The organism is Streptomyces sp. WMMB 714, from assembly GCF_900090125.1.
Classification (GTDB): Bacteria; Actinomycetota; Actinomycetes; order Streptomycetales; family Streptomycetaceae; genus Streptomyces; species Streptomyces daqingensis.
On the sequence record NZ_FMHJ01000006.1, the window covers coordinates 380,142 to 405,803 of the forward strand.

Here is a 25,662-nt window from a genome sequence, read left to right on the forward strand (position 1 = left end):
CGTCAACTGGTCACTTGAGCTCCTCACCGGGGTCCGGGCGGAAGAAGAGCCACTGCCCCTTGGTGCCGAAATTCTGCCGGTGGTAGCCGGTCTCCTCCGCGATCCGATCCGCGTCCTTCTCCGTCAGCTTCGTGTACTTCAGCGGATTCAGCCTGATGTGGCCGCGCCTGGTGACGGCGCCCGTCCGCAAGTCCTCCAGGAAGACCTCCACCTGCTCCTCGAAGGAGTGCTTCCGCATCTTCCAGCCGTCCAGGAACGAGAAGAAGACCGACAGGAGCCACAGGACTCCTACAGCGCCGAGACCCCACCACCCCCAACCACCGAACTCACCACCTTGCGGCGCCGCGACCACCGCTACCGCCTTCATGGACGGTGCCACTCCAACTCCCAAGACGAAGACCCAGTCACTCGAAGGGGCAGAAGAAACAGTCGCGGAGCAGAGCAGGTGCGATGTGCTCCGCCACCGGCCCCTTCGAAGCACTGACAGCTGCAGCTACGGCTGATCCCTTCGAAGCCCTTCCGGTACGGCGCTCAACTCGCGTGGGGGTGCGACTTGCAGGTGCTGACTCCCCCGCCGTACTCGCCCCCGTACCTCAACTCAGCCCCCGTACCACCCGTATCGCTCCGCGATGACGGGCAGGCGCTCCGCCACGATGGCGTGGGCCGCGGCGCGCGGGCTCGTTCCGTCGGCCTCGGCGCGTGCCAGCATCAGGTCGATCAGCGCGCGCATCGAGCGCCGGATGTGCGCGAAGGCCTCGTCCGCGTCCGCGCCGATGTCGCCGAAGAGGGTCCACCACCACCAGGCGTTGGTGCAGGAGTTGACGACGACGTCCGGCAGGACGGTGACGCCGCGTGCGGCGAGCAGCGCCTCCGCCTCTGGCAGTACGGGCATGTTGGCCGCCTCGACCACCCAACGCGCCCTGATGTGCTGCTGGTTGACGGTGTCCACCGCGTAGGAGACGGCTGCGGGTACGAGAACCTCGGCCTCGGTGGACAGCCATGCGCCGTCCGGCAGTTCGGCGTCGCCGGGACGCAGGGCGGAGCGGTCCACGCGGCCGTACCCGTCGCGTGCGGCGAGCAGCGCCTCCACGTCGAGTCCCGCCGGGTTGGCGATGGTTCCGTCGGCGTCGGCGACCGCGACGATCCTCAGTCCGGCATGTGCGAGGAACCGGGCGGCGGAACCGCCCATGGTGCCGAAGCCCTGCAGCGCGACCCGCGTCTCCCCGTGCGCCGCTCCCGCCCTGTCGAGGCCCGCGAGCACCGCTTCCGCGACGCCGCAGCCGCCCGCCAGTTCGTCGAGTCCGATGCCGTCCACGTCGATGGCGAAGGCGTCGTCCAGCCGCTGCCGCGCGGCCTGTTCGTCGTCGAGCAGTGGATAGACGGCCTGGACGGTGGAGCACAGACCGGCCTCGGCCGCCGCCGCGTCGACGGTGGCCTGGGTGAGGCCGAGGTCCTCGCCCGTGGTCCAGAAGTTCTCGATGTGCGGGCGCATGGCCCGCAGGTAGCGCACGAGGACGCCGTACGCCTCGGGGTCCTGCGGGTCGCAGTCGATGCCGCCCTTCGCGCCGCCCAGCGGGATGTAGCGGGCCTGAGGGTCGTAGTGGAGGGCTTCCTTCATCGTCATGCCGCGGGCGAGGCCGGCCACTTCGTCCAGGGTGCAGCCCTTGCGCATGCGCAGTCCGCCGCTGGAGACGCCGCGCACGAGCCGGTCGATGACCAAGTGACCCTGGTAGCCGGTGACATGGTCGGTCCAGGTGACGGAGAACAAGGGCGCGGATGCGCTGCCGGTGCTCATCGGAGGGCTCCTCGGGGTCGGCGGATCACGAGACATGATCCGACGTGCGCCGGACGGCCTGCCCGCCCGGGGTCCCGGCCCGCCCCCGCCCGTCCCATCGCAACCTGCGGACGCTCGTGCGGACTTCGGCTCCGTACGGACTTCGGCCCGCCGCCCCCACCGGGCGACGGGCCGAAGACTCTCGCATGCCGCGCGGCGACAGCCACGCACCCCCGCGTCAGTCCGCTGGCGACCCCGCGGTCACCGGCTTCTGCGCCGTACCGCCACCTGCGCGGGCCGGGCCCTGGGACCGCTCGGGCAGCGCGCGGAGGATGTCCTCCACGCTCTGCTTCGCGTCGCCGAAGAGCATGCTGCTGTTCTCACGGAAGAACAGCGGGTTCTGCACACCGGCGTAGCCCGAGGCCATCGAGCGCTTGAAGATGACGACGTGCTCCGCCTCCCATGCCTTCAGCACGGGCATCCCGGCGATCGGGCTGGTCGGGTCCTCCGTCGCCGCGGGGTTGACCGTGTCGTTGGCGCCGATCACGAGGACGACCGAGGTGCTCGCGAAGTCGTCGTTGATCTCGTCCATTTCGAGCACGATGTCGTAGGGCACCTTCGCCTCGGCGAGGAGGACGTTCATGTGCCCGGGCAGCCGCCCGGCGACGGGGTGCACGCCGAACCGGACGTCGACGCCGCGGTCCCGCAGCGAGCGGGTCAGTTCGGCGACCGGGTGCTGGGCCTGCGCGACGGCCATGCCGTACCCGGGCGTGATGATCACCGAGGTCGCCCCGTCGAGGAGTTCCGCGGTCTCCGCCGCGGTGGTCTCGCGGTGCTCGCCCTGTTCGGCGTCGCCGCTCGCCGGGGCCTCGATCCCGAAGCCTCCGGCGATGACCGAGATGAACGACCGGTTCATGCCCTTGCACATGATGTACGAGAGGTACGCACCGGAGGAGCCGACGAGCGCGCCGGTGACGATGAGCAGGTTGTTGTCGAGGAGGAATCCCGCAGCCGCCGCGGCCCAGCCCGAGTAGCTGTTGAGCATCGAGACGACGACGGGCATGTCGCCTCCGCCGATCGAGGCGACCAGGTGCACTCCGAGGGCGAGCGCGAGCACAGTGACCGCGATCATCAGCCCGAGGCCGGGGGTGATCGCGAACCAGACCGTCAGCGCGGCGAAGGCAGCCAGCGCGCCGAGGTTCAGCGCGTTCTTGCCGGGGAGGACCAGCGGCTGCGACTTGATGCGCGCGGACAGCTTCAAGTAGGCGACGACGGAACCGGTGAAGGTGACCGCGCCGATGAAGATCCCGATGAAGACCTCCGCGTGGTGGATGCGCAGGAGTTCCGCGGCGACGTGCGTCTGCTCCGCGCCCTTCGCCTCGACCTGGAGGTAGCTGTTCCAGCCGACGAGCACGGCGGCGACACCGACGAAGCTGTGCAGGATCGCGATGAGTTCCGGCATCTCGGTCATCGCCACGAGACGGGCCCGCCACAGGCCGGCGGCGGCGCCGGCCGCCATCGCGACGAGTACCAGCACGGTGGCGGTGGCGGAGATGTCGACGGCGGCGACGGCGACCGTCGCGACCAGCGCGAGCGCCATGCCGCAGATCCCGAAGGCCACCCCGGCACGGGAGGTCCGGTGCCGGGAGAGCCCGGCGAGGCTCATGATGAACAGGAGTGCCGCGACGAGCTCGGCGGCGGAAGTGGTGGCGTCCATGGGGCCTCAGCCTTTCGAGAACATGCCGAGCATGCGGCGGGTGACGGAGAAGCCTCCGAAGATGTTGATGCTGGTCAGCAGGATCGCCACGAAGGACAGGACGGTGACGGTCGTCCCCTCGTGCCCGATCTGCAGCAGCGCCCCGACGACGACGATCCCGGAGATCGCGTTCGTCACCGACATCAGCGGCGTGTGCAGGGCGTGGTGCACCTTCCCGATGACGTAGTAGCCGATGACGACGGCGAGCGCGAAGACCGTGAAGTTCCTCTGCAGTTGGGCCGGTGAGACGGCGATCAGCGCGAACAGCGCCGCCATGCCGGCACCGGTGAGGGTGTGCTTGGCGGCGGACGACAGGGCGGGCTTCTCCTCCGCCGCCGGAGCTGCGGCCTTCGCCTCCGCTGCGGCCGGTTTCGCCGCCGACACCTGCACGGGCGGAGGGGGCCAGGTCTTCTCACCGTCGCGGACCACGGTGACGGAGCGCTGGACCACGTCGTCGAAGTCCAGCCGCAGCTGGCCGTCCTTCTCCGGTGTGAGCAACTTCAGAAGGTTGACGAGGTTGGTTCCGTAGAGCTGGGACGCCTGGGCGGGCAGCCTCCCGGGGAGGTCGGTGTAGCCGACGATGGTCACGCCGTTGTCCGTGACCACGGCCTTCCCGGGGACCGTCCCCTCGACGTTGCCGCCCTGCGCGGCCGCCATGTCGACGATGACGCTGCCGGGCTTCATCGACGCGACGTCCGCCGCCGTGACCAGCCGGGGAGCCGGCTTTCCGGGGATGAGCGCCGTGGTGACGATGATGTCGACGTCCGCCGCCTGCTCGCTGTAGATCTCCGCGGCCCTGCGGTTGTACTCCTCGGAGGTCTGCTTGGCGTATCCGTCGGTGGACGCCTCCTGCTCGACCTCGACCGCGAGGTACTCCCCGCCCAGGGAGCGGACCTGGTCGGCGACCTCCGGCCGGGGGTCGGTCGCCCGTACGACCGCGCCCAGGCTGGACGCGGCGCCGATCGCCGCGAGGCCGGCGACTCCCGCGCCCGCCACCAGCACCTTGGCCGGCGGCACCTTCCCCGCGGCGGTGACCTGGCCGGTGAAGAACCGCCCGAAGACGTGAGCCGCCTCGACGACCGCCCGGTAGCCGGCGATGTTGGCCATCGAGCTGAGCACGTCCATCGACTGTGCCCGGGAGATCCGCGGCACGGCGTCCATGGACAGCACCGTGACGGGGCGCTGCGCGAGCTCGTCCAGGAGGCCGGGGTTGAGGCCGGGGCTGATCATCCCGATGAGCGTCGCCCCGTCCTTGAGCCGCGCGATCTCCTCCTGCGACGGCTCGTTGATCTTCAGGACGACGTCCGACTGCCAGGCGCCCTCGATGCTCGCGCCCGCCTCGGTGTACTTCTCGTCGGGAAAGCCCGAGGCCTCGCCGGCTCCGGACTCGACGACGACCTCGTAGCCGAGCTTGATGATGTGCCGGACGGTGTCGGGCGTGGCCGCCACCCGGGTCTCTCCGGCTCTCGACTCGGCGGCTACGCCTACGTGGAGCGGCTGTGGATCTGACATCGGTCTCCCTTTGCGCGGTATGGGCGCTGGGTGGTCCGTGGGGCCGGACGGCCAGCTGACGGGTCTGCTCAGGGTTCTTCTTCGTAGTGTCTGCGTGCCTGCGGCGGAGAGCGAGGACTCTCCCGCAACGGGCTGCCTGCTGTCACGGGGTGGGGCGTCCGCCTGTGCTGCGGAAGCCGCTTCGCGTGGAGGGGGCGCCGGCGAGACGCACGAGCGCGTCAGCCGGTTCCGGCGGCTGGGCGCGACTGTGCGGAGGGGACGGCGGCTGCCGTCGGACAAGCCCATCGGCGAGGGGAGAAGAACGGAACCCTGAGAAGAGGAGAATCCGCTGGTGCCGATCGAGAACCGACCGGCACCGCCGCAATGAGAGTGTCCGAGGGGGGACTTGAACCCCCACGCCCTGTAAAGGGCACTAGCACCTCAAGCTAGCGCGTCTGCCATTCCGCCACCCGGACAAGGTGTATCGCCCCGGCTCTGCCGTGGCGACGGGGACAACCATACCAAGCTTTCGGATCGCTCTTCACCTCCGTAATCGCCGAGTGAGGGGCGCCCCGGCAGACAGTCGCCGGGCCGCCTTGCGGGCGGGCGGTCAGGCCGCCGCCTGCGGGGATCCGGCCTTCGGCCGGGTACCGCCACCGGGGAGGCCGCCGGGCGGTCTCCCGCCGGGTGGGCCGTCGGTGACGGCGTGCACGAGGAGTTCGCCCCCGGCGAAGGCGCCGGGCCGGGAGGCGGAACCGCCGTGCGGTCCGTCGTGGCCGCTGCGGGAGCGGGGTCTGTTGCGGTCGGTCCTGGCGGCCCGGATCCGGGGTGCGAGCCGGTCGTACAGCGCCTCGTCGTCGGTGGAGAGGGTCGCGACGAGGGCGCCGTCCCCGGCGTTCATCCCGGCGACGAGCTCCGCCTCGGTGTCGGCCAGGACGACGGTGTCGACCGGGCCGACGGACTCCGCCCGGTGCAGCGGCGAGGAGGGCGGCGGCGAGAGCAGCGCCGTGGGCGGCAGGTAGGCGGAGGTGTCCTGCCCGGGCAGGAAGCGGCCGTCCGCGAGGGAGCCCTGGTAAAGGGGCACCGCACCGTGCTCGACGGCCTCCCGTGTCCGGGCCGCCAGCTCCGTGGCGGTCGCGGCGTTGATCAGGGGGCCGAAGTCCAGCTCCGGGAGGTAGTCCTCGGGGTGCGCCACCGCGAGCGGATGGCCGAAGCGCACGGAGCGGACGGCGGCGAGGTACGCGTCGAGGAAGCCCGCGAAGAGGCGGCGCTGCACGACGAACCGGGGGCAGGCGGCGCCGCGTTGCTTCGCGTGCTCGAACGTGCCGCGGATGAGCGGGGTGAGCGCCTCCCAGTCCGAATAGTCCCAGACGCCCCAGGAGTTGAGCCCTTCCGTCTCCACGATGTGCCGCTTGCCGGCGTCCGCGGCCGGTGCGGCGTCGCGTCCGCCGGCGAAGGAGACGCAGCCGATCTCCGGTGCGCGCACGAGGTGTTCGGTCACTTCCTGCTCGTCGCCGCCGACGAGGGTGAGCGGCAGCCCTTCGCGTGCCGCGAGCGCGCACGCCAGCGTCAGCCCGGCGGCTCCCCCGTCGTCCGGGGCCCTGGCGATGACGGCGTTGCCGGCGAGCGCCTGGACGAGCATGCCGCGTACGAGCACGCTCATCGGGTTGTTCCAGCCGGGGAGGTTGCTGACGGGGCCGGGCAGCGGTGTGCGGCCGTCGAGCATCGTGTCGATCCGGTCGACGTACCAGCGCACGCCGTCGACGGCCCGGTCGACGTCGGCCCGTGCGAGCCGCCACGGCTTGCCGATGTCCCACACCAGCAGCAGCGCGAGCAGTTCGCGGTGTTCGGCGAGTGCGTCGAGGGTCGCCGCCACGCGGGCCCGGCGCTCCGGCAGCGCCACGTGGCGCCAGGCGCGGTGCTGGTCCAGGGCGGCGGAGACGGCCTGGCGCGCCGTGTCGGCGTCGAGCGACGGCGGTGCGCACACCCGCGTGCCGTCGACGGGGCTCGTGGCCGTCCGCGACGCGCCGCCCGCCTGCCAGCCGCCCCGCCACAGGGCGAGCACGCGGCCGTCGCCGGCGAAGGCCTCCGGGGCGAGCTCGCGGCAGCGCCGCCACACGTCGCTCCAGGCGGTGCCGGGTTTGAGCGCGAGGGTGGGCGGGGTGACGGGTGCGGATGTGGGTCGGTGGCCCATCGCGGTCTCCGCTCTCGTTGCAGTACGGGGCGGGTTGTGGGGGGTTGCACGCGGACATCCCTGATTGCACGGGGAACGCCCGGTGTTATTACTGGACAGTAGCGAGTCGCGGGCGACTGGTCACCGGTCTTCGCAGCGGTATGCGCAACGTCACGTCCACCGGGGCGCCGGCAGCACGGCCGGCGCCCCGGTTCGGGGACGGGGGCGGGCCCGGATCCGGGCCCGGGCGTCAGGAGAGCCGGTCGAGCACCAGCCGCGCCGTGCCGGTCGGCGTCTCGCCCACCCGTACGCCCGCCGCCTCCAGCGCCTCCTTCTTGGCCCGGGCCGTGCCCGAGGAGCCGGAGACGATCGCTCCGGCGTGCCCCATCGTCTTGCCCTCCGGAGCGGTGAAGCCGGCCACGTAGCCGATGACGGGCTTGGTGACGTTCTCCTTGATGAAGGCGGCGGCCCGCTCCTCCGCGTCGCCGCCGATCTCGCCGATCATCACGATCAGATCGGTCTCGGGGTCGGCCTCGAACGCTTCGAGGCAGTCGATGTGCGTGGTGCCGATGACGGGGTCGCCGCCGATGCCCACGCAGGAGGAGAAGCCGATCTCGCGCAGCTCGTACATGAGCTGGTAGGTGAGGGTGCCGGATTTCGAGACGAGCCCGATGCGGCCCGGCTCGGGGGCGATGTCGGCGGGGATGATGCCGGCGTTGGACTGCCCGGGGCTGATGAGCCCCGGGCAGTTGGGGCCGATGATGCGGGTGCCGCGCTCCTGCGCGTACGCGCGGAAGGCGACGGCGTCGTGCACGGGGATGCCCTCGGTGATGACGACGGCGAGCGGCATCCCCGCGTCGACGGCCTCCTGAACCGCCGCCCTGGAGAAGGCGGGTGGCACGAACAGCACCGAGACGTCGGCCCCCGTCGCCTCCCGCGCCTCCGCGACCGAGCCGAAGACGGGTACCGGACGCCCGTCGACGTCGACGTCCCGGCCCGCCTTGCGCGGGTTGACGCCGGCCACGATGTCGGTGCCCGCCGCGAGCATCCGGCGCGTGTGCTTCATGCCTTCCGCGCCGGTCATGCCCTGGACGATGACCTTGCTTGCCTTGCTGAGGAAGATCGCCATTGGTGTCCCGCCTCCCTATGCGGCCGCGGCCGCGGCAGTGGCCAGTTCGGCGGCACGCTGGGCGGCGCCGTCCATGGTGGTCCGCTGCTCCAGCAGCGGGTGGGGGTTCGCCTCGAGGATCTCGCGGCCGCGGACGGCGTTGTTGCCGTCGAGGCGCACGACGAGCGGCTTGGTCAGCCGGACCTGGCCCAGGGCCTGGGTGATGCCCTCGGCGACGGCGTCGCAGGCGGTGATGCCTCCGAAGACGTTGACGAGAAGCGACTTCACGTCCGGGTCGCCCAGGACGAGGGCGAGGCCGTCGGCCATCACCTGCGCGGAGGCTCCCCCTCCGATGTCGAGGAAGTTGGCCGGCCTGGCGCCGCAGCCCGCGACGACATCGAGCGTGGACATCACCAGCCCCGCGCCGTTGCCGATGACGCCGACCTCCCCTTCCAGCTTCACGTAGTTGAGCCCCTTGGCCGCGGCCTCGGCCTCCAGCCGCCCGCCCTCACCGCCTGGCGACGCCTCCGCACTCTCGCCCCAACGGGCCTGGCGGAAGCGGGCGTTGTCGTCCAGGGTCACCTTGCCGTCGAGGGCGACGACGGAGCCGTCGCCGGTACGGACGAGGGGGTTGACCTCGACGAGCAGCGCGTCCTCCGACTCCAGGACGGTCCACAGCTTGCGCAGGACGGGGGCCACGTCCTCGGGGAGCCCGGCCTCGGAGACGATCCGGTCGGCGACTTCGGGTGTCACGCCGCGGGCGGGGTCGATCGGGACACGCGCGACGGCTTCGGGGCGCGCCGCCGCCACCTCCTCGATCTCCATCCCGCCCTCGGCGGAGGCGATGGCGACGAAACCGCCCGCGGCACGGTCGAGGACGTAGGAGACGTAGTACTCCTTCTCCACGTCCACGGGGCTGGCGAGCATGACGCTGTGCACGGTGTGGCCCTTGATGTCCATGCCCAGGATCTGACGCGCGGTGATCTCGGCCGCCGCCGCATCGGCTGCCATCTTGACGCCGCCGGCCTTGCCCCTGCCTCCTGTCTTCACCTGTGCCTTGACCACGACGCCGTGCCTGCCGGCACCGAGCCTTCCGGCCGCTTCCCGCGCAGCTCGCGCGGTGTCCACGACCTCGGCTTCCGGTACCAGGACGCCGTGGCGATCGAAGAGTTCCCTCGCCTGGTGCTCGTAAAGGTCCACATGTGCTCCCTGGTCGATCTTCGAAACGATCGGTGCACGCCCCCTGGACATCGCCCAGTCGATGCGGGATAACAAGGTTCATACAGTATTCGTCGACTGTATGCAATCTGCTCTGACCGTGCTCCACACCCGACGAAGGGACTCGATACGCCATGCCCGACGACAGCCAGGACAGCCAGGAAAGCCAGGAACTGATATCCGGCGGGCACCTGGTCGCCAAGGCGCTCAAGGCGGAGGGCGTGGAGGTCATCTACACGCTCTGCGGCGGCCACATCATCGACATCTACGACGGCTGCGTCGACGAGGGAATCGACGTCGTCGACGTACGCCACGAACAGGTAGCGGCGCACGCCGCGGACGGCTACGCCCGGCTCACCGGCAAACCCGGCTGCGCCGTCGTCACCGCCGGACCGGGCACGACCGACGCCGTGACCGGCGTCGCCAACGCCTTCCGCGCGGAGTCGCCCATGCTGCTCATCGGCGGCCAAGGGGCCCACACGCAGCACAAGATGGGCTCCCTGCAGGACCTCCCGCACGTCGACATGATGGGGCCGATCACCAAGTTCGCCTCCACCGTGCCCGACACGGCCCGGGCCGCGGACATGGTCTCGATGGCCTTCCGCGAGTGCTACCACGGCGCACCCGGGCCCTCCTTCCTGGAGATCCCGCGCGACGTGCTCGACGCGAAGGTCCCCGTCGAGAAGGCCAGGGTCCCCAAGGCCGGCAACTACCGGGCCTCCACGCGGCAGCCGGGCGACCCGGACTCCGTGCAGAAGCTCGCCGACCTGCTGGTGCAGGCCGAGCGTCCGGCGATCCTGCTCGGCAGCCAGACCTGGACGTGCCGCGCGACGGACGCCGCGACGGAGCTGGTGCGCACGCTGAACGTCCCCGCGTACATGAACGGCGCGGGCCGCGGAACCCTGCCGCCCGGCGACCCGCACCACTTCCAGCTCTCGCGCCGCTACGCCTTCTCCAACGCCGACCTCATCATCATCGTCGGCACGCCCTTCGACTTCCGCATGGGCTACGGCAAGCGCCTCTCCCCCGACGCGACGGTCGTCCAGATCGACCTCGACTACCGCACGGTCGGCAAGAACCGCGACATCGACCTGGGCATCGTCGGCTCCGCCGACCTGGTGCTCTCGGCCGTCACGCAGGCCGCCTCCGGACGCATCAACGGCGGCGCCGAGAAGCGGAAGGCGTGGATCGAGGAGCTGCGCAGCGCCGAGCAGACCGCGCTGGAGAAGCGGCTGCCGCAGCTGCGTTCGGACGCCTCGCCCATCCACCCGTACCGGCTCGTGAGCGAGATCAACGACTTCCTCACCGAGGACTCGCTCTACATCGGCGACGGCGGCGACATCGTCACCTTCTCCGGCCAGGTCGTGCAGCCCAAGGCGCCCGGCAACTGGATGGACCCGGGACCGCTCGGAACGCTCGGCGTGGGCGTGCCGTTCGTCCTGGCCGCCAAGCAGGCCCGTCCGGACAAGGAGGTCGTCGCGCTCTTCGGCGACGGCGCCTTCTCCCTGACCGGCTGGGACTTCGAGACGCTCGTCCGCTACGACCTGCCCTTCGTGGGCATCGTCGGCAACAACTCCTCGATGAACCAGATCCGTTACGGCCAGAAGGCCAAGTACGGAGAAGCGCGCGAACGGGTCGGCAACACCCTCGGCGACGTGCCCTACGACCAGTTCGCGCGGATGCTCGGCGGCCACGGCGAAGAGGTGCGCGAACCCTCCGAGATCAGGCCCGCGCTGGAGCGCGCCCGCGCGTCCGGCAAGCCGTCCCTGGTCAACGTGTGGATCGACCCGGACGCGTACGCGCCCGGAACCATGAACCAGACCATGTACAAGTGAGGTGACTGCTGTGACCGACGTGACGGATACGACCGGCACGACGACAGTGACCGAGAAGGCACTCGACGGAATCCGCGTACTGGACATGACCCACGTCCAGTCGGGCCCCTCCGCCACGCAGCTCCTCGCCTGGCTCGGCGCCGACGTGATCAAGCTGGAGGCCACCTCGGGGGACATCACCCGCAAGCAGCTGCGGGACCTCCCCGACGTGGACTCCCTCTACTTCACGATGCTCAACTGCAACAAGCGCAGCATCACGCTCAACACCAAGTCCGACCGCGGCAAGGAGCTGCTGACGGAGCTCATCCGCCGCAGCGACGTGCTGGTGGAGAACTTCGGCCCCGGAGCCGTGGACCGGATGGGCTTCACCTGGGACCGCATCAAGCAGATCAACCCGAAGCTGGTCTACGCCTCCATCAAGGGCTTCGGCGAAGGCCCGTACACCAGCTTCAAGGCGTACGAGGTCGTCGCGCAGGCCATGGGCGGCTCGATGTCGACGACCGGCTTCGAGGACGGGCCGCCGCTGGCGACCGGTGCGCAGATCGGCGACTCGGGAACCGGCGTGCACACCGTCGCCGCGATCCTCGCGGCGCTGCTCCAGCGTGAGCGCACGGGCCGGGGACAGCGCGTCAACGTGGCCATGCAGCACTCGGTGCTCAACCTCTGCCGGGTCAAGCTGCGGGACCAGCAGCGGCTGGCGCACGGCCCGCTCGGCGAGTACCCGAACGAGGACTTCGGCGACGAGGTGCCGCGCTCGGGCAACGCCTCCGGCGGCGGCCAGCCCGGCTGGGCCGTCAAGTGCGCGCCCGGCGGCCCCAACGACTACGTGTACGTGATCGTGCAGCCCGTCGGATGGGAGCCGCTGACGAAGCTCATCGGCCGTCCCGAACTCGCCGACGACCCGGAGTGGAACACGCCCGAGGCGCGCCTGCCGAAGCTCGGCAAGATGTTCCAGCTCATCGAGGAGTGGTCCTCCACGATGCCCAAGTGGGAGGTGCTGGGCGCGCTCAACGCCCACAACATCCCCTGCGGGCCGATCCTTTCGACGAAGGAGATCGTCGAGGACGAGTCCCTCGCCGCCAACGGGATGATCGTCGAGGTCGAGCACCCCGAGCGCGGCTCCTTCACCACCGTCGGCTCCCCGATGAAGCTCTCGGACTCCCCCGTGGAGATCACCCCCTCACCGCTCCTGGGCGAGCACAACGAGGAGGTCTTCATAGGCGAGCTGGGCCTCAACGAGGAAGAACTGGCGCTGCTCAAGACGAACGGAGTGATCTGACCCATGGCGCAGCACAACGACAGCGCCGGCACGCCGGACAAGGACGCGGTACGTGCGGTGCTGGACGCCGCCCGCGCCGAGGGGCGCACGGCGCTGACGGCCCCCGAGGGCAAGCGGGTCGCCGACGCCTACGGCATCCCGGTACCGGACGAGGGCCTCGCCGAATCGGCCGACGAGGCCGTGCAGTTGGCGGACAGGCTCGGGTTCCCCGTCGTGATGAAGATCGTCTCGCCGGACATCCTGCACAAGACCGACGCGGGCGGCGTGCGCGTGGGCGTCTCCTCCTCCGCCGAAGTGCGCAGCGCGTACTGCGAGATCGTCGGCAACGCCCGCGAGTACGACGCCGAGGCGAACGTACTGGGCGTGCAGGTGCAGCAGATGGCCAAGCCCGGCCAGGAGGTGCTGGTCGGCACCGTCACCGACCCGACGTTCGGGAAGGTCGTCGCCTTCGGGCTGGGCGGCGTGCTGGTGGAGGTCCTCAAGGACGTCACCTTCCGGCTCGCTCCGGCCACGACCGAGGACGCCATGTCGATGCTGGACGGCATCGGGGCGGCGGAGATCCTCAAGGGCGTACGCGGCGGCGACCCCGTCGACCGCGACGCGCTGGCGCGGGTGATCGTGGCGGTCTCGCAGCTCACGCACGACTTCCCGGAGCTGGCGGAGGTCGACCTCAACCCCGTCTTCGCGTCGGCGGACGGCGCGACGGCCGCCGACATCCGCATCCTGCTCACGGAGGACGAGCCCGCCGAGCGCCGGCGCTACACGCCGGAGGAGATCCGCGTGTCGATGAAGCGGCTGATGCAGCCGAGCTCCGTCGCGGTGATCGGCGCCTCCAACGAGCAGGGCAAGATCGGCAACTCGGTGATGCGCAACCTCGTCGACGGCGGATTCCCCGGGGAGATCCACCCGGTGAACCCCAAGGCCGACGAGATCCTGGGGCGCAAGGCGTACAAGTCGGTCGCCGACATCCCCGGCGAGGTGGATGTGGCCGTCTTCGCCGTCCCGGCGAAGTTCGTGCCCGACACGCTGGAGGCCGTCGGCGCCAAGGGCATCCCGAACGCCGTCCTCATTCCGTCCGGCTTCGCCGAGACCGGCGAGGTGGAGCTGCAGGACAAGATCGTGGCCATCGGCGAGAAGCACGGCGTGCGGCTCCTGGGCCCGAACATCTACGGCTACTACTCGACGTGGCAGGACCTGTGCGCCACGTTCTGCACGCCCTACGACGTCAAGGGCGGTGTGGCGCTCACCTCCCAGTCGGGCGGCATCGGCATGGCCATCCTCGGCTTCGCCCGCAGCACCAGCACCGGTGTCTCGGCGATCGTCGGACTCGGCAACAAGTCCGACCTGGACGAGGACGACCTGCTCACCTACTTCGCGGACGACCCGAACACCGAGTGCATCGCGATGCACCTGGAAGACCTCAAGGACGGGCGGGCGTTCGTGGAGGCGGCGCGGGAGACCGTGCCCAAGAAGCCCGTCGTGGTGCTCAAGGCGGGCCGCACCAGCGCGGGCGCCAAGGCGGCCGGCTCCCACACGGGCGCGCTGGCCGGCGACGACGCCGTCTACGACGACATCCTGCGGCAGGCCGGCGTCATCCGGGCGCCCGGCCTGAACGAGATGCTGGAGTACGCGCGGGCCCTGCCCGTTCTGCCCACTCCGCAGGGTGACAACACCGTCATCATCACCGGCGCGGGCGGTTCGGGCGTGCTGCTCTCGGACGCCATCGTCGACAACGGAATGTCTCTCATGGAGATTCCGCCGGACCTGGACGAGGCGTTCCGCGCCTTCATCCCGCCGTTCGGCGCCGCGGGCAACCCGGTGGACATCACCGGAGGCGAGCCGCCTTCCACGTACGAGGCCACCATCCGCCTCGGCCTGGAGGACCCGCGTATCCACTCATTGGTCCTCGGCTACTGGCACACGATCGTCACTCCGCCCATGGTCTTCGCGGAGCTGACGGCCCGGGTCGTCGCCGAGGCACGGGAGAAGGGAATCGAAAAACCCGTCGTGGCCTCCCTTGCTGGCGATGTGGAGGTCGAGGAAGCATGCGCGTACCTCTTCGAGCGAGGAGTGGTCGCCTACCCGTACACGACTGAGAAGCCCGTGGCCGTACTGGGAGCCAAGTACCGGTGGGCACGGGCGGCGGGGCTCCTGTAGGGGCCGTGCTGCGGGACCGTTCCGCGGTGGCGGGGGCCAGCTCCCCGCCGTCGCGGCGGGACCCGGGACCGGGGCGGATACCGCAACCCGCCCCGCCGTACCCGGACGCGCCTGAAGCGGCACCCGCGACAACGCACCAAAGCAAGAGATCCGGACAGGGGGCGCTGGCCAGACTCTCTCCACGCAAGGGGTGCAGCACATGACAACAACAGAAGCACCAACGGCCCTCCCCTACAGGGAGGTGACCGACAAGAACGGTCGGACCTACCGCATAGGCGAGACCGACGTCGACATCATGGGACGGCACCGCCGGTGGATGGTGATCCTCCCCTGGGTCGGCATGATGGGCATCTCGTCGGCCGAGTACGCGTTCGCGTCCGCCGAGTCGACCCTCCATACCGCGCACGGCTGGAACAGCTCCCACATCTTCTGGATGATGGGCATCTGGGTCCTCTTCCAGGGAGGCGTGGCCTTCCCGGTGGGCAAGCTGCGGGAGAGCGGTCGCTTCCCCGCGCGGCAGGCCATGATGTGGGGCGCGCTGGGCACTCTGCTGGGCTATCTCGCTCTCGCGTACGCACCGAACGTGATCTTCGCCTACATCGGCTTCAGCGTCTTCAGCGGGATGGGCGCCGGGGCTGTGTACGCGACCTGCGTGAACATGGTCGGCAAGTGGTATCCGGAGCGCCGGGGCGGCAAGACCGGCTTCGTCAACGGCGGTTTCGCCTACGGCTCCGTCCCGTTCGTGTTCCTCTTCACCGGCTTCATGGACGTGGGCAACTTCCGCTGGGTGCTGATCTCCGTCGGCGTCTTCCTCGCCGCCGTGGTCGCCTTCGCGGGCTCCTTCTTCAAGGACCCGCCGAAGAACTGGTGGCCCCCGCACATCGACCCGCTGAAGGCGCCGGACGACCCGCGGGCGCGCCGTGCGCTGCAGAAGAACCCGCCGGCGGTCAAGCAGTACTCCGCCAAGGAGGCGTTCAAGACCGGGCGCGTGCCGATCATGTGGTTCTGCCTGCTGTGCACGTCCGGTGTGAACATCTTCGGTATCGCCTTCCAGGTGCCCTTCGGCAACGAGATGGGCTTCGCGGGCGGCATCGTCGCCACGGCCATGTCGCTCAAGGCCATCGTCAACGGCACCGGGCGCGGCGTGATCGGATGGCTGTCCGACCGGTACGGCCGCAAGCAGTGCCTGCTCTTCGTCTGCGTCGTGCTGGGACTGTCGCAGTTCGGCATCCTGCTCTCCGGCGAGGCGAAGTCGATGCCGCTGTTCCTGCTCTGCTCGATGATCTCGGGCTTCGGCGGCGGCGCCATCTTCCCGATGTTCGCGGCGCTGACCGCGGACTACTTCGGTGAGAACAACAACGCCACCAACTACGGCATGGTCTACAGCTCCAAGCTGCTGTCCGGTATCGCGGGCGCCGGGCTGGGCTCCATGGTCGTCAGTGCCTGGGGCTTCGCCGGCGCCTTCTGGCTCGCGGGCAGCACCTCGCTCCTGGCCGGTGTCGTGGCGCTGTTCCTGCACCAGCCGGGCAGGCCGCGCAAGTCCTCGATCAAGCCCAACCCCCAGCCGATCAGCAGGGAAGTGATCTGACCGGGCCGGGACGCAGACGGCTGCCGGGCCACCCGCTCCTGATGGGTGGCCCGGCAGCCGTCTGTCCGGGCGCCCCACGCGCAGCGGTGGAGCCCGGCCGCGTGCCCGCTGCCGCCCCGGCTCCCTGTACACGTCCATGCGCCCCCGATAGCCTGGAACGTTCTGCGCATCCGTGCGGAACGTGTGCCGAACTCCCCTGTGGCGTACGCCGGTTGGTCGCGTCGCCGGGAGCGCGCACACCGGGACGCGCCCGTGCTCGCGGCGGGTGCCGCACCGGCCGGGCAGCGGCCGGTGCCGCGGACGAGGAAGAAGGTGTGGCCGTGCGATTCCGAACCTGGCCGCCCGCCCGGAAAGTCCGGGAGCACGGGCGGCGGTTCCGGAAGGAACACGATGTCCCATACGGACAAGACCAAGCCCCTGCGGGTGCGCCACGCGGAGCACGACCCGCGGCCGGTGCACGACCACCGCTACGGCGCGTGCGATCTTCCCTCTGACCCGCTGTCGCGGGGTCCGGAGACCCGCTGCCGGTGGGAGCACCCCGCGGCCCACCTGTTCTCGGGCAACTGCTGCGCCGGGTGCAAGGTGCGCTCCCACATCAGGGAGTGGCAGGAGTGGAAGAAGGCCGGCAACCGCAGGGAGAGGTACGCGGGCCGCCGTGAGGCCCGCCGTCTCGCGGCCGAAGACGGCGGCGAATAGCACGCGCAGGCGAACAGGACCCGGGGGGCGGGCCGTTCACCTCGGGGCGGAACGACCGAGGTGAACGGCCCGTACGTGCCCTCAGCCCCCCGTCCTCTTCAGCGAACGCAGATGGGCGGCGGACCGGCGTGCCGTCCTGAAGGAGTCGGCCGGATTGTCGTGCTCCACCTGCCAGTTGTGGTGGCGGCCGCCCCGCACGCGGGTGACCTTCCCGATGAACCGCCGGTAGTCGATGTCCCCGTCGCCGACGTCGACCATGCGGTAGCCGTCCTCCGAAGTCTCGTCGTGCTCCCCGTCCTTGACGTGGAAAAGGGGGTAGCGCTCCGGCTGCGCCAGCACGTACTCGACCGGCTCGAAGGGGGCGGGCGTTCCGTCGGGGCGGACGCTGAAGCGGTACTTGCCCGCGAACGCCCAGTAGATGTCCATCTCCAGGTACACCAGCTCCGGATCGGTCTCCGCGAGGAGGACGTCGTACAGGCGCACGTCCGGCCGGTCCTCGGCGAAGCCGAACTCCATCTGGTGGTTGTGCTGGTAGAACTTCAGGCCGCGTCTCCTCGCGGCCGCGCCGTACCGGTTGAAGTCCTCCGCGGCGCGCTTCCACGCGTCGACGGTCCTGCCGTAGCGGTCAGGGGCGGCGGCGGTTCCCACATGGGGCAGGCCGAGTTCGGCGGCGTCGTCGAGCACCTTCTCCAGCTGCGTGTCGAAGGTGTAGTCGTCCGGGTCGTCGGAGTAGTAGCCGACGTGGCTGCCGATGCCGCGCAGCCCGTACTCCCGCAGCAGCCGCCCCAGTTGTGCCAGCGAGATGTCCCCGGTGCCCTGGGTGTAGCCGGCGAACTCGACCTGCTCGTAGCTGTGGCGGGACAGCTCCTCGAAGACGGCGGCGAAGCCCAGGGACTGGACCTTGTCGCGGAGCGTGTAGAGCTGGATGCCGAGGCGGCCCTTCGGCAGCAGGGGGCCGCACCGCCCGGCGTCCGCCGCGGAGGGCGCGGCCGCCTGTGCGGTGCCCGCACCGGCGCCGAGCAGCGAGGCGGCCGCCGCCCCCGCGGCGACGCCCAGGAAGCCGCGGCGGCGCAGGCGGTGTACGAGTTCGGGGTCGTGAGGTGTGCGTCTCATGTGGGCTCTCCCAGAGCGAGGTTGACCAGCAGGGGCTTGATCTCGGTTGCGGCGAGGGGGCCTTCGGCGGCACCGGGCCGGGAGCAGATGAACACCGGTCCCTCGCCGGTGCTTTCGGGGAGCCGGCCGTGGCTGCCGCGTACCGGTGACGGGTCGAGCGGGACGACCGCCATGCGGTAGCGCATCCCGGTCTTCTTCCGTGCCAGGGCCGTCGCGGCGCGCAGCCGCACGTACGGGTCGTGCGGGTCCATGAACAGCTCGGCCGGGTCGTAGCCCGGCTTGCGGTGGATCTCCACCAGCCGGGCGAAGTCGGGCGCCCGGGAGTCGTCGAGCCAGTAGTAGTAGGTGAACCATGCGCCGGGCGCGGCGACGGCGACGAGTTCGCCGGAGCGCGGATGGTCGAGTCCGTGTGCCTTCTTGCCGCGTTCGTCGAGCAGCTGCTCGATGCCCTCCAGTCCTTCGAGGACGTCGCGGGCGGCCGGCAGGTCGGCGGGGTCGCGTACGTAGACGTGCGCGATCTGGTGGTCGGCGACGGCGAACGCCTTCGACATGGTGGGGTCCAGGTACTCCATGCCGTCCTGGGTGTGGACCTCCAGCAGCCCGGCCCGGCGCAGGGCGCGGTTGACGTCGACGGTGCGGTCCACCGCGGTGATGCCGTACTCGGAGAGCACGACGACGGTGCGGCCCTCGGCGCGGGCGTCCTCCAGCAACGGCGCCAGTACGGCGTCGAGTTCGGCCGCCGCCCGGTGGGAGCGCGGGTCGTCGGGCCCGTACCGCTGGAGGTCGTAGTCGAGGTGCGGAACATAGGTGAGGACGAGGTCGGGACGGCGGGTGCGCATCAGGTGCCGTGCGGCACCGGCGATCCAGCGGGAGGAGGCGATGCCGGCTCCCGGGCCCCAGAACTGGAAGAGGGGGAACGTGCCCAGGGCGCCTGTGAGTTCGTCGTGCAGGTCCGGGGGGCGGGTGTAGCAGTCGGGTTCCTTGCGGCCGTCGGCGTAGTAGACGGGGCGCGGTGTGACGGTCCAGTCGGTGCCCGCTCCCATGGCGTACCACCAGCAGACGTTGGCGACGGTGTAGCCGGGGTGCCGGGCCCGGGCCGCGTCCCAGAGCTTCTCGCCGCCGACGAGCGCGTTGTGCTGGCGCCACAACAGCACCTCGCCCAGTTCGCGGAAGTACCAGCCGTTGCCGACGATGCCGTGGCCGGAGGGCTCCAGACCCGTGAGGAACGTGGACTGGGCCGCGCAGGTGACGGCGGGCAGCACCGTGCCGAGCGGCACGTGCGTGCCCTTCCCGGCGAGAGCGCTCAGGACGGGCATGTGCGTGAGGAGCCGGGGGGTGAGCCCGACGACGTCGAGGACGAGCAGCGGCTGCGGTTCCTGCGTCACGGCAGCTCCTTGAGGCCGAGGTCGATGAGCATCTCGCGGGCGGCGTCCAGCTCCGCGGCGATGCCGTCGGCCAACTGGGCGCGGGTGCGGGGGCGTTGGCCTTCGGGGAGGGCCTGCCACGTGTAGGTCTCCACCTCCAGGTGGCGCGTGAGCGGCACGGGGCCGCCGACGAGCCGTCCCAGGGCCGAGCGCAGCACGTCGAGCGTGGAGCTCAGCGGCGGCGGGGGCGGCGCGTGCAGCGGCATGTGGAAGTGGGACCTCCAGGGGACGTCGGGGGGCAGGGCCCCGGGCCGGAGCGCTTCACCGAGGTCGTCCACGGCGAGTACGCCGGTGTCCGTACATGCCCGGGTCTGGTGCAGGAAGCGGGGCTCGGCGAAAGCGGACAGCGCCTCCGACGCGCCGTCCTCGTGCGGGTCCTGGGCGTGCAGCGCGGCGGAGAGCTGGCACTTGACGACGGGTACGTGGGCGGCGGTGAGAGCGGCGAGCGCCCCCTCGGGGTCCTCGAACTGCGTCGCCAGGTGGCAGGTGTCGACGCACACCCCCACCCGGTGGGGCGGCGGCGCTCCCGGGCCGGTCAGCGCCGCCACGGCGTCGTCCGTCGTCTCGACGGTGCATCCGGGCTCCGGTTCGATCCCCACGCGGATGCTGCGGCCCGTCAGCTCCTCCAGGGCGTCCAGCCGACCGGCGAGGGTGCCGAGGGCGGCGAGGGCCGTGCGGCGCCGCTCGGCGGTGAAGCCGGTGCGCCATGCCAGCGGCAGGGTGGAGACGGTGCCTTCGACCGCGTCCTCGGGCAGCAGCGCCGTCAGCAGCCGCGCCAGGTCCGTGGTGTGCTCCAGCCGTTCCGGTTCCGTCCAGTCCGGCCTGTAGACGCGGTACTTGACGTGCTGGTCCCCGAAGCCCCGGTAGGGGAAGCCGTTGAGGGTGACCACCTCCAGGCCGCGCCGGTCGAGTTCGCCGCGCAGCGAGCGCAGCGCCGACGGGTCGGCGGTGAGCGCGCGGGCGGCGTCCCGGGCGAGCCAGAGGCCGATGCCGAGCCGGTCGCGGTGCAGCCTGCGCCGTACGGGTTCGGCGAACTCGCGCAGCTGGGCGACGACGCCGGCGAGGTCCTCGGCGGCGTGCACGTTGGTGCAGTAGGCGAGGTGGACGGTCGTACCGTCGGGATGGCGGAAGCGCACGATGTCCCGGCCTCCCTCATTCCCCGCCGCGCAGGACGGAGTTGCCCTCGTGGGTCGTGGGCGGTGCTCCCGACTGCGGTGCGGCGGCGTCGAGTTCGAGCCGGCCGCTCTGCCCGTAGAAGGCCACCGGGTTGCGCCACAGCACCTGGTCGACCTCGTCGTCCGTGAAGCCCGCGTCGAGCATGGCGTCGCCCACGGCGCGGGTCTTCAGGGGGTCGCTGCGGCCCCAGTCGGCCGCGGAGTTGACGAGCACGCGGGCCGTGCCGTGCAGGCGCAGCAGCCGCACCATGCGGTGCTCGTCCATCTTGGTGTCGGGGTAGATGGAGAAGCCGAGCCAGCAGCCCGAGGCCGCCGCCGCGTCGACGGTCGTCTCGTTGAGGTGGTCCAGCAGCACGCGTTCGGGCGGCAGCCCCGATTCGCGCAGCACGTCGAGCGTGCGGGCGAGGCCCGCGGCCTTGTCCCTGTGCGGCGTGTGGACGAGGGCCGGGAGGCCGTGCTCGGCGGCGAGTTGGAGCTGGGCGGCGAGCGCGGTGTCCTCGGCGGGCGTCATCGAGTCGTAGCCGATCTCTCCCACCGCCACGACGCCGTCCTTGGCCAGGTAGCGGGGCAGTTCCTCCAGCACGGGCACGCAGCGCGGGTCGCCGGCCTCCTTGGGGTTGAGGGCGATGGTGCAGTGGTGGGCGATGCCGTGCTGCGCGGCGCGGAAGGGCTCCCAGCCCAGCAGGGAGTCGAAGTAGTCGTAGAAGGAGCCGGGCGAGGTCCGCGGCTGGCCCAGCCAGAAGGACGGCTCGACGACGGCTCGCACACCCGCTTCGTACATGGCGGTGTAGTCGTCGGTGGTCCGCGAGGTCATGTGGATGTGCGGGTCGAAGATGCGCATCAGATCTCCTCGGGCGGCTGCGGAGCGGCTTCTGCGGGGGCGTGGGCGGGGGTAGCGGTCGGGGCTTCGAGGGCGTCCGGACCCCCAGGGTCGTCCGGACCTTCGAGGGCGTCCGCGGGGGCTTCGGCGATGTCCAGGACGTGGTGGAGGTCTCCGGGTACCCGGCGTCCGGCCGCGCTGCGTTCGTGTGCGAAGTCGCGGAGCATGCGCGCCAGTTCGCCGTCCCCGCGGGCACGCTGCGCCAGTGCGGCGACCGCCTGGAGCGGCACACCGGTGAACAGGCACTTCAGTACGGCGTGCCGCCAGCCGTGCGGGTCGAGGTGCGCGGCGGCGTACGGGCCGACCGCCGCGGCGACGAGACCGGTGTCGTTGGCGCGCAGCGCGTCCTCGACGAGGGGGACGCACTCGGCCGGTGCGGCGTCCGGAAGGTGGGGCAGGGCGCTCAGTACCGCCGTGCGTTCCGCTGCGGTGCCCTGCCGGTAGAGGCGGGTGAGGGTGGCGGTGCCGGCGCGGGCGGCGTGCAGCAGCAGCACGCGGACGTCGCACGCCGCGAGGCGTCCGCAGTGCCGTCCGGCCGAGGCGAAGTGGCTTTCCCACGCGGCGCCTTGGGCGTCGACGCCCTCGGGTGCCCCCGCGGGCGGTGCGGACACCGCCGCGGACGCCGCCGCGTCCACCAGCGCCCGGCGCAGCCAGGCCGCTCGGGCGTCGTCGAGCCGCGCCTCCACGCGTGCCCGGATCTGCGCGGGCGGCACCGGGACGGGGCTGACGGGAAGCCGGTCGGCCGGACCGTCGCCTCCGGGGTACGGACGGGCCGGTTCGGCGGGGCTCAGCATGGGGGCGATCCCTCCTCGGGTCGGAGACCGGACTGCCTGCGGGCGGACTTCTCCGCCTCTTTCAGGAAGCGCAGCGAGTCGCGGGCACGGTCGGGACCGGCGTGGGAGTCCCGGGGCAGCTCCACGGTGACGAGCCCGGCGTATCCGCTCTCGTGGAGCGCCGCCAGCACCGGCGGTACGTCCATCTCCCCCTCGCCGAACGGGAGATGCTCGTGGACGCCGCGCCGCATGTCCTCGATCTGCACGTGCCGGAGCCAGGGCGCGGCCGAACGGACGCACTCCGGCGGGGACTCGGCCTCCAGGCAGAGGCAGTGCCCGACGTCGAGGGTGAGTCCGAGGCCCTCGGGCTCACCGAGGGTCGTACGCAGCCGCTGGAACGCCCCCAAGTCGCCCAGCAGATGGCCCGGTTCGGGCTCGACCGCGAGCGGCACCCCGGTCGCGTCGGCGGCGCTGAGCAGGGCGCCGACCCCGTCGGCGAAGCGCGGCCACGCGGTGTGCGGATCGGCGCCCTCGGGCAGGACCCCGCTGAAGAAGTGCGTGGCGTGCGCGCCCAGATCGGCTGCGACGCGTACGGCCTTCAGCAGCAACTCCAGGCGTGCGCCGCGGCCTTCGGGGTCCGGGTCGAGCAGAGTGGGGCCGTGCTTCCGGCGGGGGTCGAGCACGTAGCGGGCTCCGGTCTCGACGGTGACGGACAGGCCGTACCGGTCGAGTGCCCGTGCGACGGCGGCGGTCCGGCGCGGCAGGTCGCGGGCGAGCGGGTCGAGGTGCATGTGGTCGAGGGTCAGGCCCACACCGTCGTATCCGAGGTCGGCGAGCAGCGCCAGGGCGTCCTCGAGCCGCAGGTCCGCGAGACCGTTGGTGCCGTAGGCGTAGCGCAGCCGTCCGGAGCCGCTCATGTGGGGCTGACCTTCCGTGAGAGCCGCCCGGCCAGGGGCAGCAGGGCCAGCAGCGCGGCGGCGGTGCCGGGGCGGGCGGCGCGGGCGGCGAGAGCCGCCTGGAGCGGGATGGTGGCCCTGATGCCGCCGCCGACCGCGCGCTGCAGAAGCTGCGGCGAGGGGTTCGCCGCGGCGTGTGCGAGGGGCCGGGCGGCAGCGGCGCCGTAGGCGGCGGCGAAGACGGCCGGTACGCGGCCGGCACGTCCCGTGGCGGTGGCCACCGCCGTCGTCGCGCCGAGCGCCGCCAGGGGTACCGCGGCGGGCGCGCCGAGCGTCTCGTGGCGCGACACGGCCGTCACGGCGTACGTGTGCGCGCCGAGCAGCGCGGCGCTGCCCGCGACCGCCCGGCGTCGCCGCGAGCCGTCCGCGGGACGGGTGCCCCGCGTCGCCACGGCACCCAGCACCAGGTCGAGGGCGCGGGCCGCCGCCATGCCCGCCGGTCCGAACGGGGTGTGCTTCAGCCGCATGTCGTACGCCCAGACCGTGCCCGCGAGCGCCGTCGCCGTCAGCAGCGCGGGGCGCCCGGCCGCCGCCGCGAGCCGCAGCCCCGCCGCCGTCAGCACCACGGAGGCGGCGAGCGTGGCGGCAGGGGCGATCCTGCCGGAGGGCAGCGGCCTGCCGGGCCGTTCGACGGCGTCGATCTCCCGGTCGGAGTAGTCGTTGAGGGCCATGCCCGCCTCGTACAGGCACAGGGACGCGCCCATGGCCGCCAGCGTCCCCCGGTCGGCCCGCTGCCCGCAGGCCGCGGCGCCGGCGAGGGCGTCGCCCGGGACGCTGAAGACGGCGGAGATGCGCAGGAGTTGCGCCCAGTCCGCGGCGCGGCCGAACGGCCGCGCGCTCCTCATGCGCCCGCCCTCAGACGGTCGGCGAGGCCGAGCAGCGCACGCCACTGTCCGGGCAGGGCGCTGGGACCGCTGTCGGGGTCCTTGAAGTAGAAGCCGAGTCCGTCGACGGGGCCGCTCATGCCTGCTGCGTGGGCACGGCCGAGGAGCCGGGCGAGGTCGAGGACGAGCGGTGCCGCCAGCGCCGAGTCGCAGCCCTGCCAGATCGTCTGGAGCACCATGCGGGAGCCGAGGAAGCCGTCGAAGGCGACGTGGTCCCAGGCGGTCTTCCAGTCGCCGAGGGCGGGGACGTCGTCGATGTGCAGCTGCCCTTCGGGGAGTTGGCCGAGGCTGTCGGCGAGTACGCGTTCCTTGCCGGAGTTCTTCGCCGCCGCGGCGCCGGGGTCGGCGAGGGCGGCGCCGTCGCCTCCGCCGAGGAGATTGGTGCCCGACCAGGCGCGTACGGACAGGGCCCGCTGCGCGAACATGGGGGCCAGCACCGAACGCAGCAGCGTCTGACCCGTCTTGCCGTCGCGGCCCGCGTAGGGCAGGCCCGACGCGCGTGCCTCGTCCGCGAGCGCCGGGTGGTGGAGTCCCGTGGAGGGCGTGAAGTTGACGTACGGGCAGCCCGCCCGCAGAGCGGCCGCCGCGTAGCGGGAGCTGGGCGGCAGCGCCGCCTCGCCCGCCGCCGGAGCCCCTTCGGTGGAGGCGACGTTGACGACCACGGTGCGGACGAGGCCGTTGGCCCGGCTGAAGGCGGAGATGTCCGCGGCGAGGGAGGCGATGGCCTCGTCCTCCTCGCGCGGGTCCTCAAAGGTCGCCGGGGTGCCGGGACGTATGTACGCGTCCGCCGCGCCGAGTTCGGCGTGCAGGGCGGCCGGGAGACCGTGCGGGAGCACGCCGGCCGCGACGAGCTGCTCGGCGCGTTTCGGCAGCGGACACGACGCGATGTCGTGGCCGCCGAAGACGAGACGCTCCAGTGGCGGGAGGCCGCAGCCGCTGAAGGCGCCGGTCTCGGTGACCATGCCGGTGGGCGGATGCATCCCGGCCGCCACGGCGGCGGATCCGGCGATGGCGGTGGTGGCGACGGAACCGCGGGCGCCGACGAGCCATACGCCGGTGCGGGCGCTGTCGGGGGCGGAAGCGTGCTGCTCGGGTCGCTCTACGGTCACGGCCTGCCTCCGTGGTGAGGGGGTGAGGGGGACTGCTGCCGAGGGGGGTTCGGGTCGATGGGCCGTCAGGCCGGCGCGGCAACGGAGCGTCGGGGCGACGGGAGCCGGACGACGGTCGGCCGGGGTCGCCGGGCGCCCGGCGCTGCCGGAGGAGCGGAAGTCGCAAGCGAGGGGGCAACGTTGTCGGTGGGCGGCGGGGAGGAGTCGGCGTTCTCCTCCCCGCCGCCTGCCCGGCGTCCCACGGCCCCCCTCGGGCCGCCGGACACCGGGCGG

At 71.8% G+C, this 25,662-nt stretch carries 20 protein-coding genes and 1 tRNA gene; 5 read left to right on the forward strand and 16 right to left on the reverse strand.

Going from position 1 to position 25,662, the window contains the following annotated elements; genetic code table 11:
• Positions 1 to 10: 10 nt before the first annotated feature.
• The 8 genes from H181DRAFT_RS13760 to sucC form a co-directional block, all read right to left on the reverse strand.
• Entirely contained in the window at positions 11 to 367 is a 357-nt protein-coding gene (locus H181DRAFT_RS13760) for a hypothetical protein (protein WP_045864662.1), read from the reverse strand.
• 231 nt (positions 368 to 598) lie between these two features.
• On the reverse strand, positions 599 to 1,795 hold the full coding sequence (locus H181DRAFT_RS13765; protein WP_045864663.1) for a Glu/Leu/Phe/Val dehydrogenase dimerization domain-containing protein: 1,197 nt from the start codon (positions 1,793 to 1,795) through the stop codon (positions 599 to 601).
• Positions 1,796 to 2,012: 217 nt separating this feature from the next.
• A complete protein-coding gene (gene pntB, locus H181DRAFT_RS13770; RefSeq protein ID WP_045864664.1) occupies positions 2,013 to 3,491 on the reverse strand; it encodes a Re/Si-specific NAD(P)(+) transhydrogenase subunit beta in 1,479 nt (492 codons plus the stop codon).
• 6 nt (positions 3,492 to 3,497) lie between these two features.
• Complete coding sequence (locus H181DRAFT_RS13775) at positions 3,498 to 5,042, reverse strand: Re/Si-specific NAD(P)(+) transhydrogenase subunit alpha (protein ID WP_045864665.1); 1,545 nt, start codon at positions 5,040 to 5,042, stop codon at positions 3,498 to 3,500.
• 370 nt (positions 5,043 to 5,412) lie between these two features.
• Positions 5,413 to 5,497: transfer RNA gene (locus tag H181DRAFT_RS13780), tRNA-Leu, on the reverse strand.
• Positions 5,498 to 5,631: 134 nt separating this feature from the next.
• Complete coding sequence (locus tag H181DRAFT_RS13785; RefSeq protein WP_045864666.1) at positions 5,632 to 7,215, reverse strand: aldehyde dehydrogenase family protein; 1,584 nt, start codon at positions 7,213 to 7,215, stop codon at positions 5,632 to 5,634.
• A gap of 229 nt (positions 7,216 to 7,444) precedes the next feature.
• Positions 7,445 to 8,323, reverse strand: a complete 879-nt coding sequence (sucD, locus tag H181DRAFT_RS13790; protein WP_045864667.1) for a succinate--CoA ligase subunit alpha — start codon at positions 8,321 to 8,323, stop codon at positions 7,445 to 7,447.
• A 15-nt stretch (positions 8,324 to 8,338) separates the two neighbouring features.
• Positions 8,339 to 9,502, reverse strand: coding sequence for an ADP-forming succinate--CoA ligase subunit beta (gene sucC / locus H181DRAFT_RS13795; protein WP_045864668.1), 1,164 nt, complete (start codon positions 9,500 to 9,502; stop codon positions 8,339 to 8,341).
• A gap of 152 nt (positions 9,503 to 9,654) precedes the next feature.
• Between sucC and H181DRAFT_RS13800 the strand changes: the two genes are divergently transcribed.
• The 5 genes from H181DRAFT_RS13800 (at position 9,655) to H181DRAFT_RS13820 (ending at position 17,075) form a co-directional block, all read left to right on the forward strand.
• A complete protein-coding gene (locus H181DRAFT_RS13800) occupies positions 9,655 to 11,355 on the forward strand; it encodes a thiamine pyrophosphate-binding protein (RefSeq protein WP_045864669.1) in 1,701 nt (566 codons plus the stop codon).
• Positions 11,356 to 11,401: 46 nt separating this feature from the next.
• Positions 11,402 to 12,634 (forward strand): formyl-CoA transferase, encoded by a 1,233-nt coding sequence (gene frc / locus H181DRAFT_RS13805; RefSeq protein WP_074467860.1) that lies wholly within the window; start codon positions 11,402 to 11,404, stop codon positions 12,632 to 12,634.
• A 3-nt stretch (positions 12,635 to 12,637) separates the two neighbouring features.
• Positions 12,638 to 14,791: an acetate--CoA ligase family protein gene (locus H181DRAFT_RS13810; RefSeq protein ID WP_045864670.1), complete on the forward strand. Its 2,154-nt coding sequence runs from the start codon at positions 12,638 to 12,640 to the stop codon at positions 14,789 to 14,791.
• 199 nt (positions 14,792 to 14,990) lie between these two features.
• Positions 14,991 to 16,379 carry an OFA family MFS transporter gene (locus tag H181DRAFT_RS13815; RefSeq protein WP_045864671.1) on the forward strand — a complete coding sequence of 463 codons (1,389 nt, stop codon included), beginning with the start codon at positions 14,991 to 14,993 and terminating at the stop codon, positions 16,377 to 16,379.
• 390 nt (positions 16,380 to 16,769) lie between these two features.
• Positions 16,770 to 17,075: a hypothetical protein gene (locus tag H181DRAFT_RS13820; protein WP_045864672.1), complete on the forward strand. Its 306-nt coding sequence runs from the start codon at positions 16,770 to 16,772 to the stop codon at positions 17,073 to 17,075.
• Positions 17,076 to 17,156: 81 nt separating this feature from the next.
• Here the strand turns inward: H181DRAFT_RS13820 and H181DRAFT_RS13825 are convergent, their stop codons facing one another.
• The 8 genes from H181DRAFT_RS13825 to H181DRAFT_RS13860 are packed head-to-tail and all read right to left on the reverse strand — an operon-like array spanning position 17,157 to position 25,389.
• On the reverse strand, positions 17,157 to 18,188 hold the full coding sequence (locus H181DRAFT_RS13825; protein ID WP_045864673.1) for a sugar phosphate isomerase/epimerase family protein: 1,032 nt from the start codon (positions 18,186 to 18,188) through the stop codon (positions 17,157 to 17,159).
• Entirely contained in the window at positions 18,185 to 19,573 is a 1,389-nt protein-coding gene (locus tag H181DRAFT_RS13830) for an alkaline phosphatase family protein (RefSeq protein WP_045864674.1), read from the reverse strand. Before H181DRAFT_RS13830 ends, H181DRAFT_RS13825 begins: the two co-directional genes overlap by 4 nt.
• Positions 19,570 to 20,748 carry a metabolite traffic protein EboE gene (gene eboE, locus H181DRAFT_RS13835; RefSeq protein WP_045864675.1) on the reverse strand — a complete coding sequence of 393 codons (1,179 nt, stop codon included), beginning with the start codon at positions 20,746 to 20,748 and terminating at the stop codon, positions 19,570 to 19,572. The genes H181DRAFT_RS13830 and eboE overlap by 4 nt, the downstream gene beginning before the upstream one ends.
• A 16-nt stretch (positions 20,749 to 20,764) precedes the next feature.
• Positions 20,765 to 21,628, reverse strand: coding sequence for a TatD family hydrolase (locus H181DRAFT_RS13840; RefSeq protein WP_045864676.1), 864 nt, complete (start codon positions 21,626 to 21,628; stop codon positions 20,765 to 20,767).
• Entirely contained in the window at positions 21,628 to 22,461 is an 834-nt protein-coding gene (locus H181DRAFT_RS13845) for an EboA domain-containing protein (protein WP_074467851.1), read from the reverse strand. Before H181DRAFT_RS13845 ends, H181DRAFT_RS13840 begins: the two co-directional genes overlap by 1 nt.
• Positions 22,455 to 23,357, reverse strand: a complete 903-nt coding sequence (locus H181DRAFT_RS13850) for a sugar phosphate isomerase/epimerase family protein (protein ID WP_045864677.1) — start codon at positions 23,355 to 23,357, stop codon at positions 22,455 to 22,457. Before H181DRAFT_RS13850 ends, H181DRAFT_RS13845 begins: the two co-directional genes overlap by 7 nt.
• A complete protein-coding gene (locus H181DRAFT_RS13855) occupies positions 23,354 to 24,241 on the reverse strand; it encodes an SCO3242 family prenyltransferase (RefSeq protein ID WP_045864678.1) in 888 nt (295 codons plus the stop codon). Before H181DRAFT_RS13855 ends, H181DRAFT_RS13850 begins: the two co-directional genes overlap by 4 nt.
• Complete coding sequence (locus H181DRAFT_RS13860) at positions 24,238 to 25,389, reverse strand: inositol-3-phosphate synthase (protein ID WP_045864679.1); 1,152 nt, start codon at positions 25,387 to 25,389, stop codon at positions 24,238 to 24,240. The genes H181DRAFT_RS13855 and H181DRAFT_RS13860 overlap by 4 nt, the downstream gene beginning before the upstream one ends.
• Positions 25,390 to 25,662 lie beyond the last annotated feature (273 nt).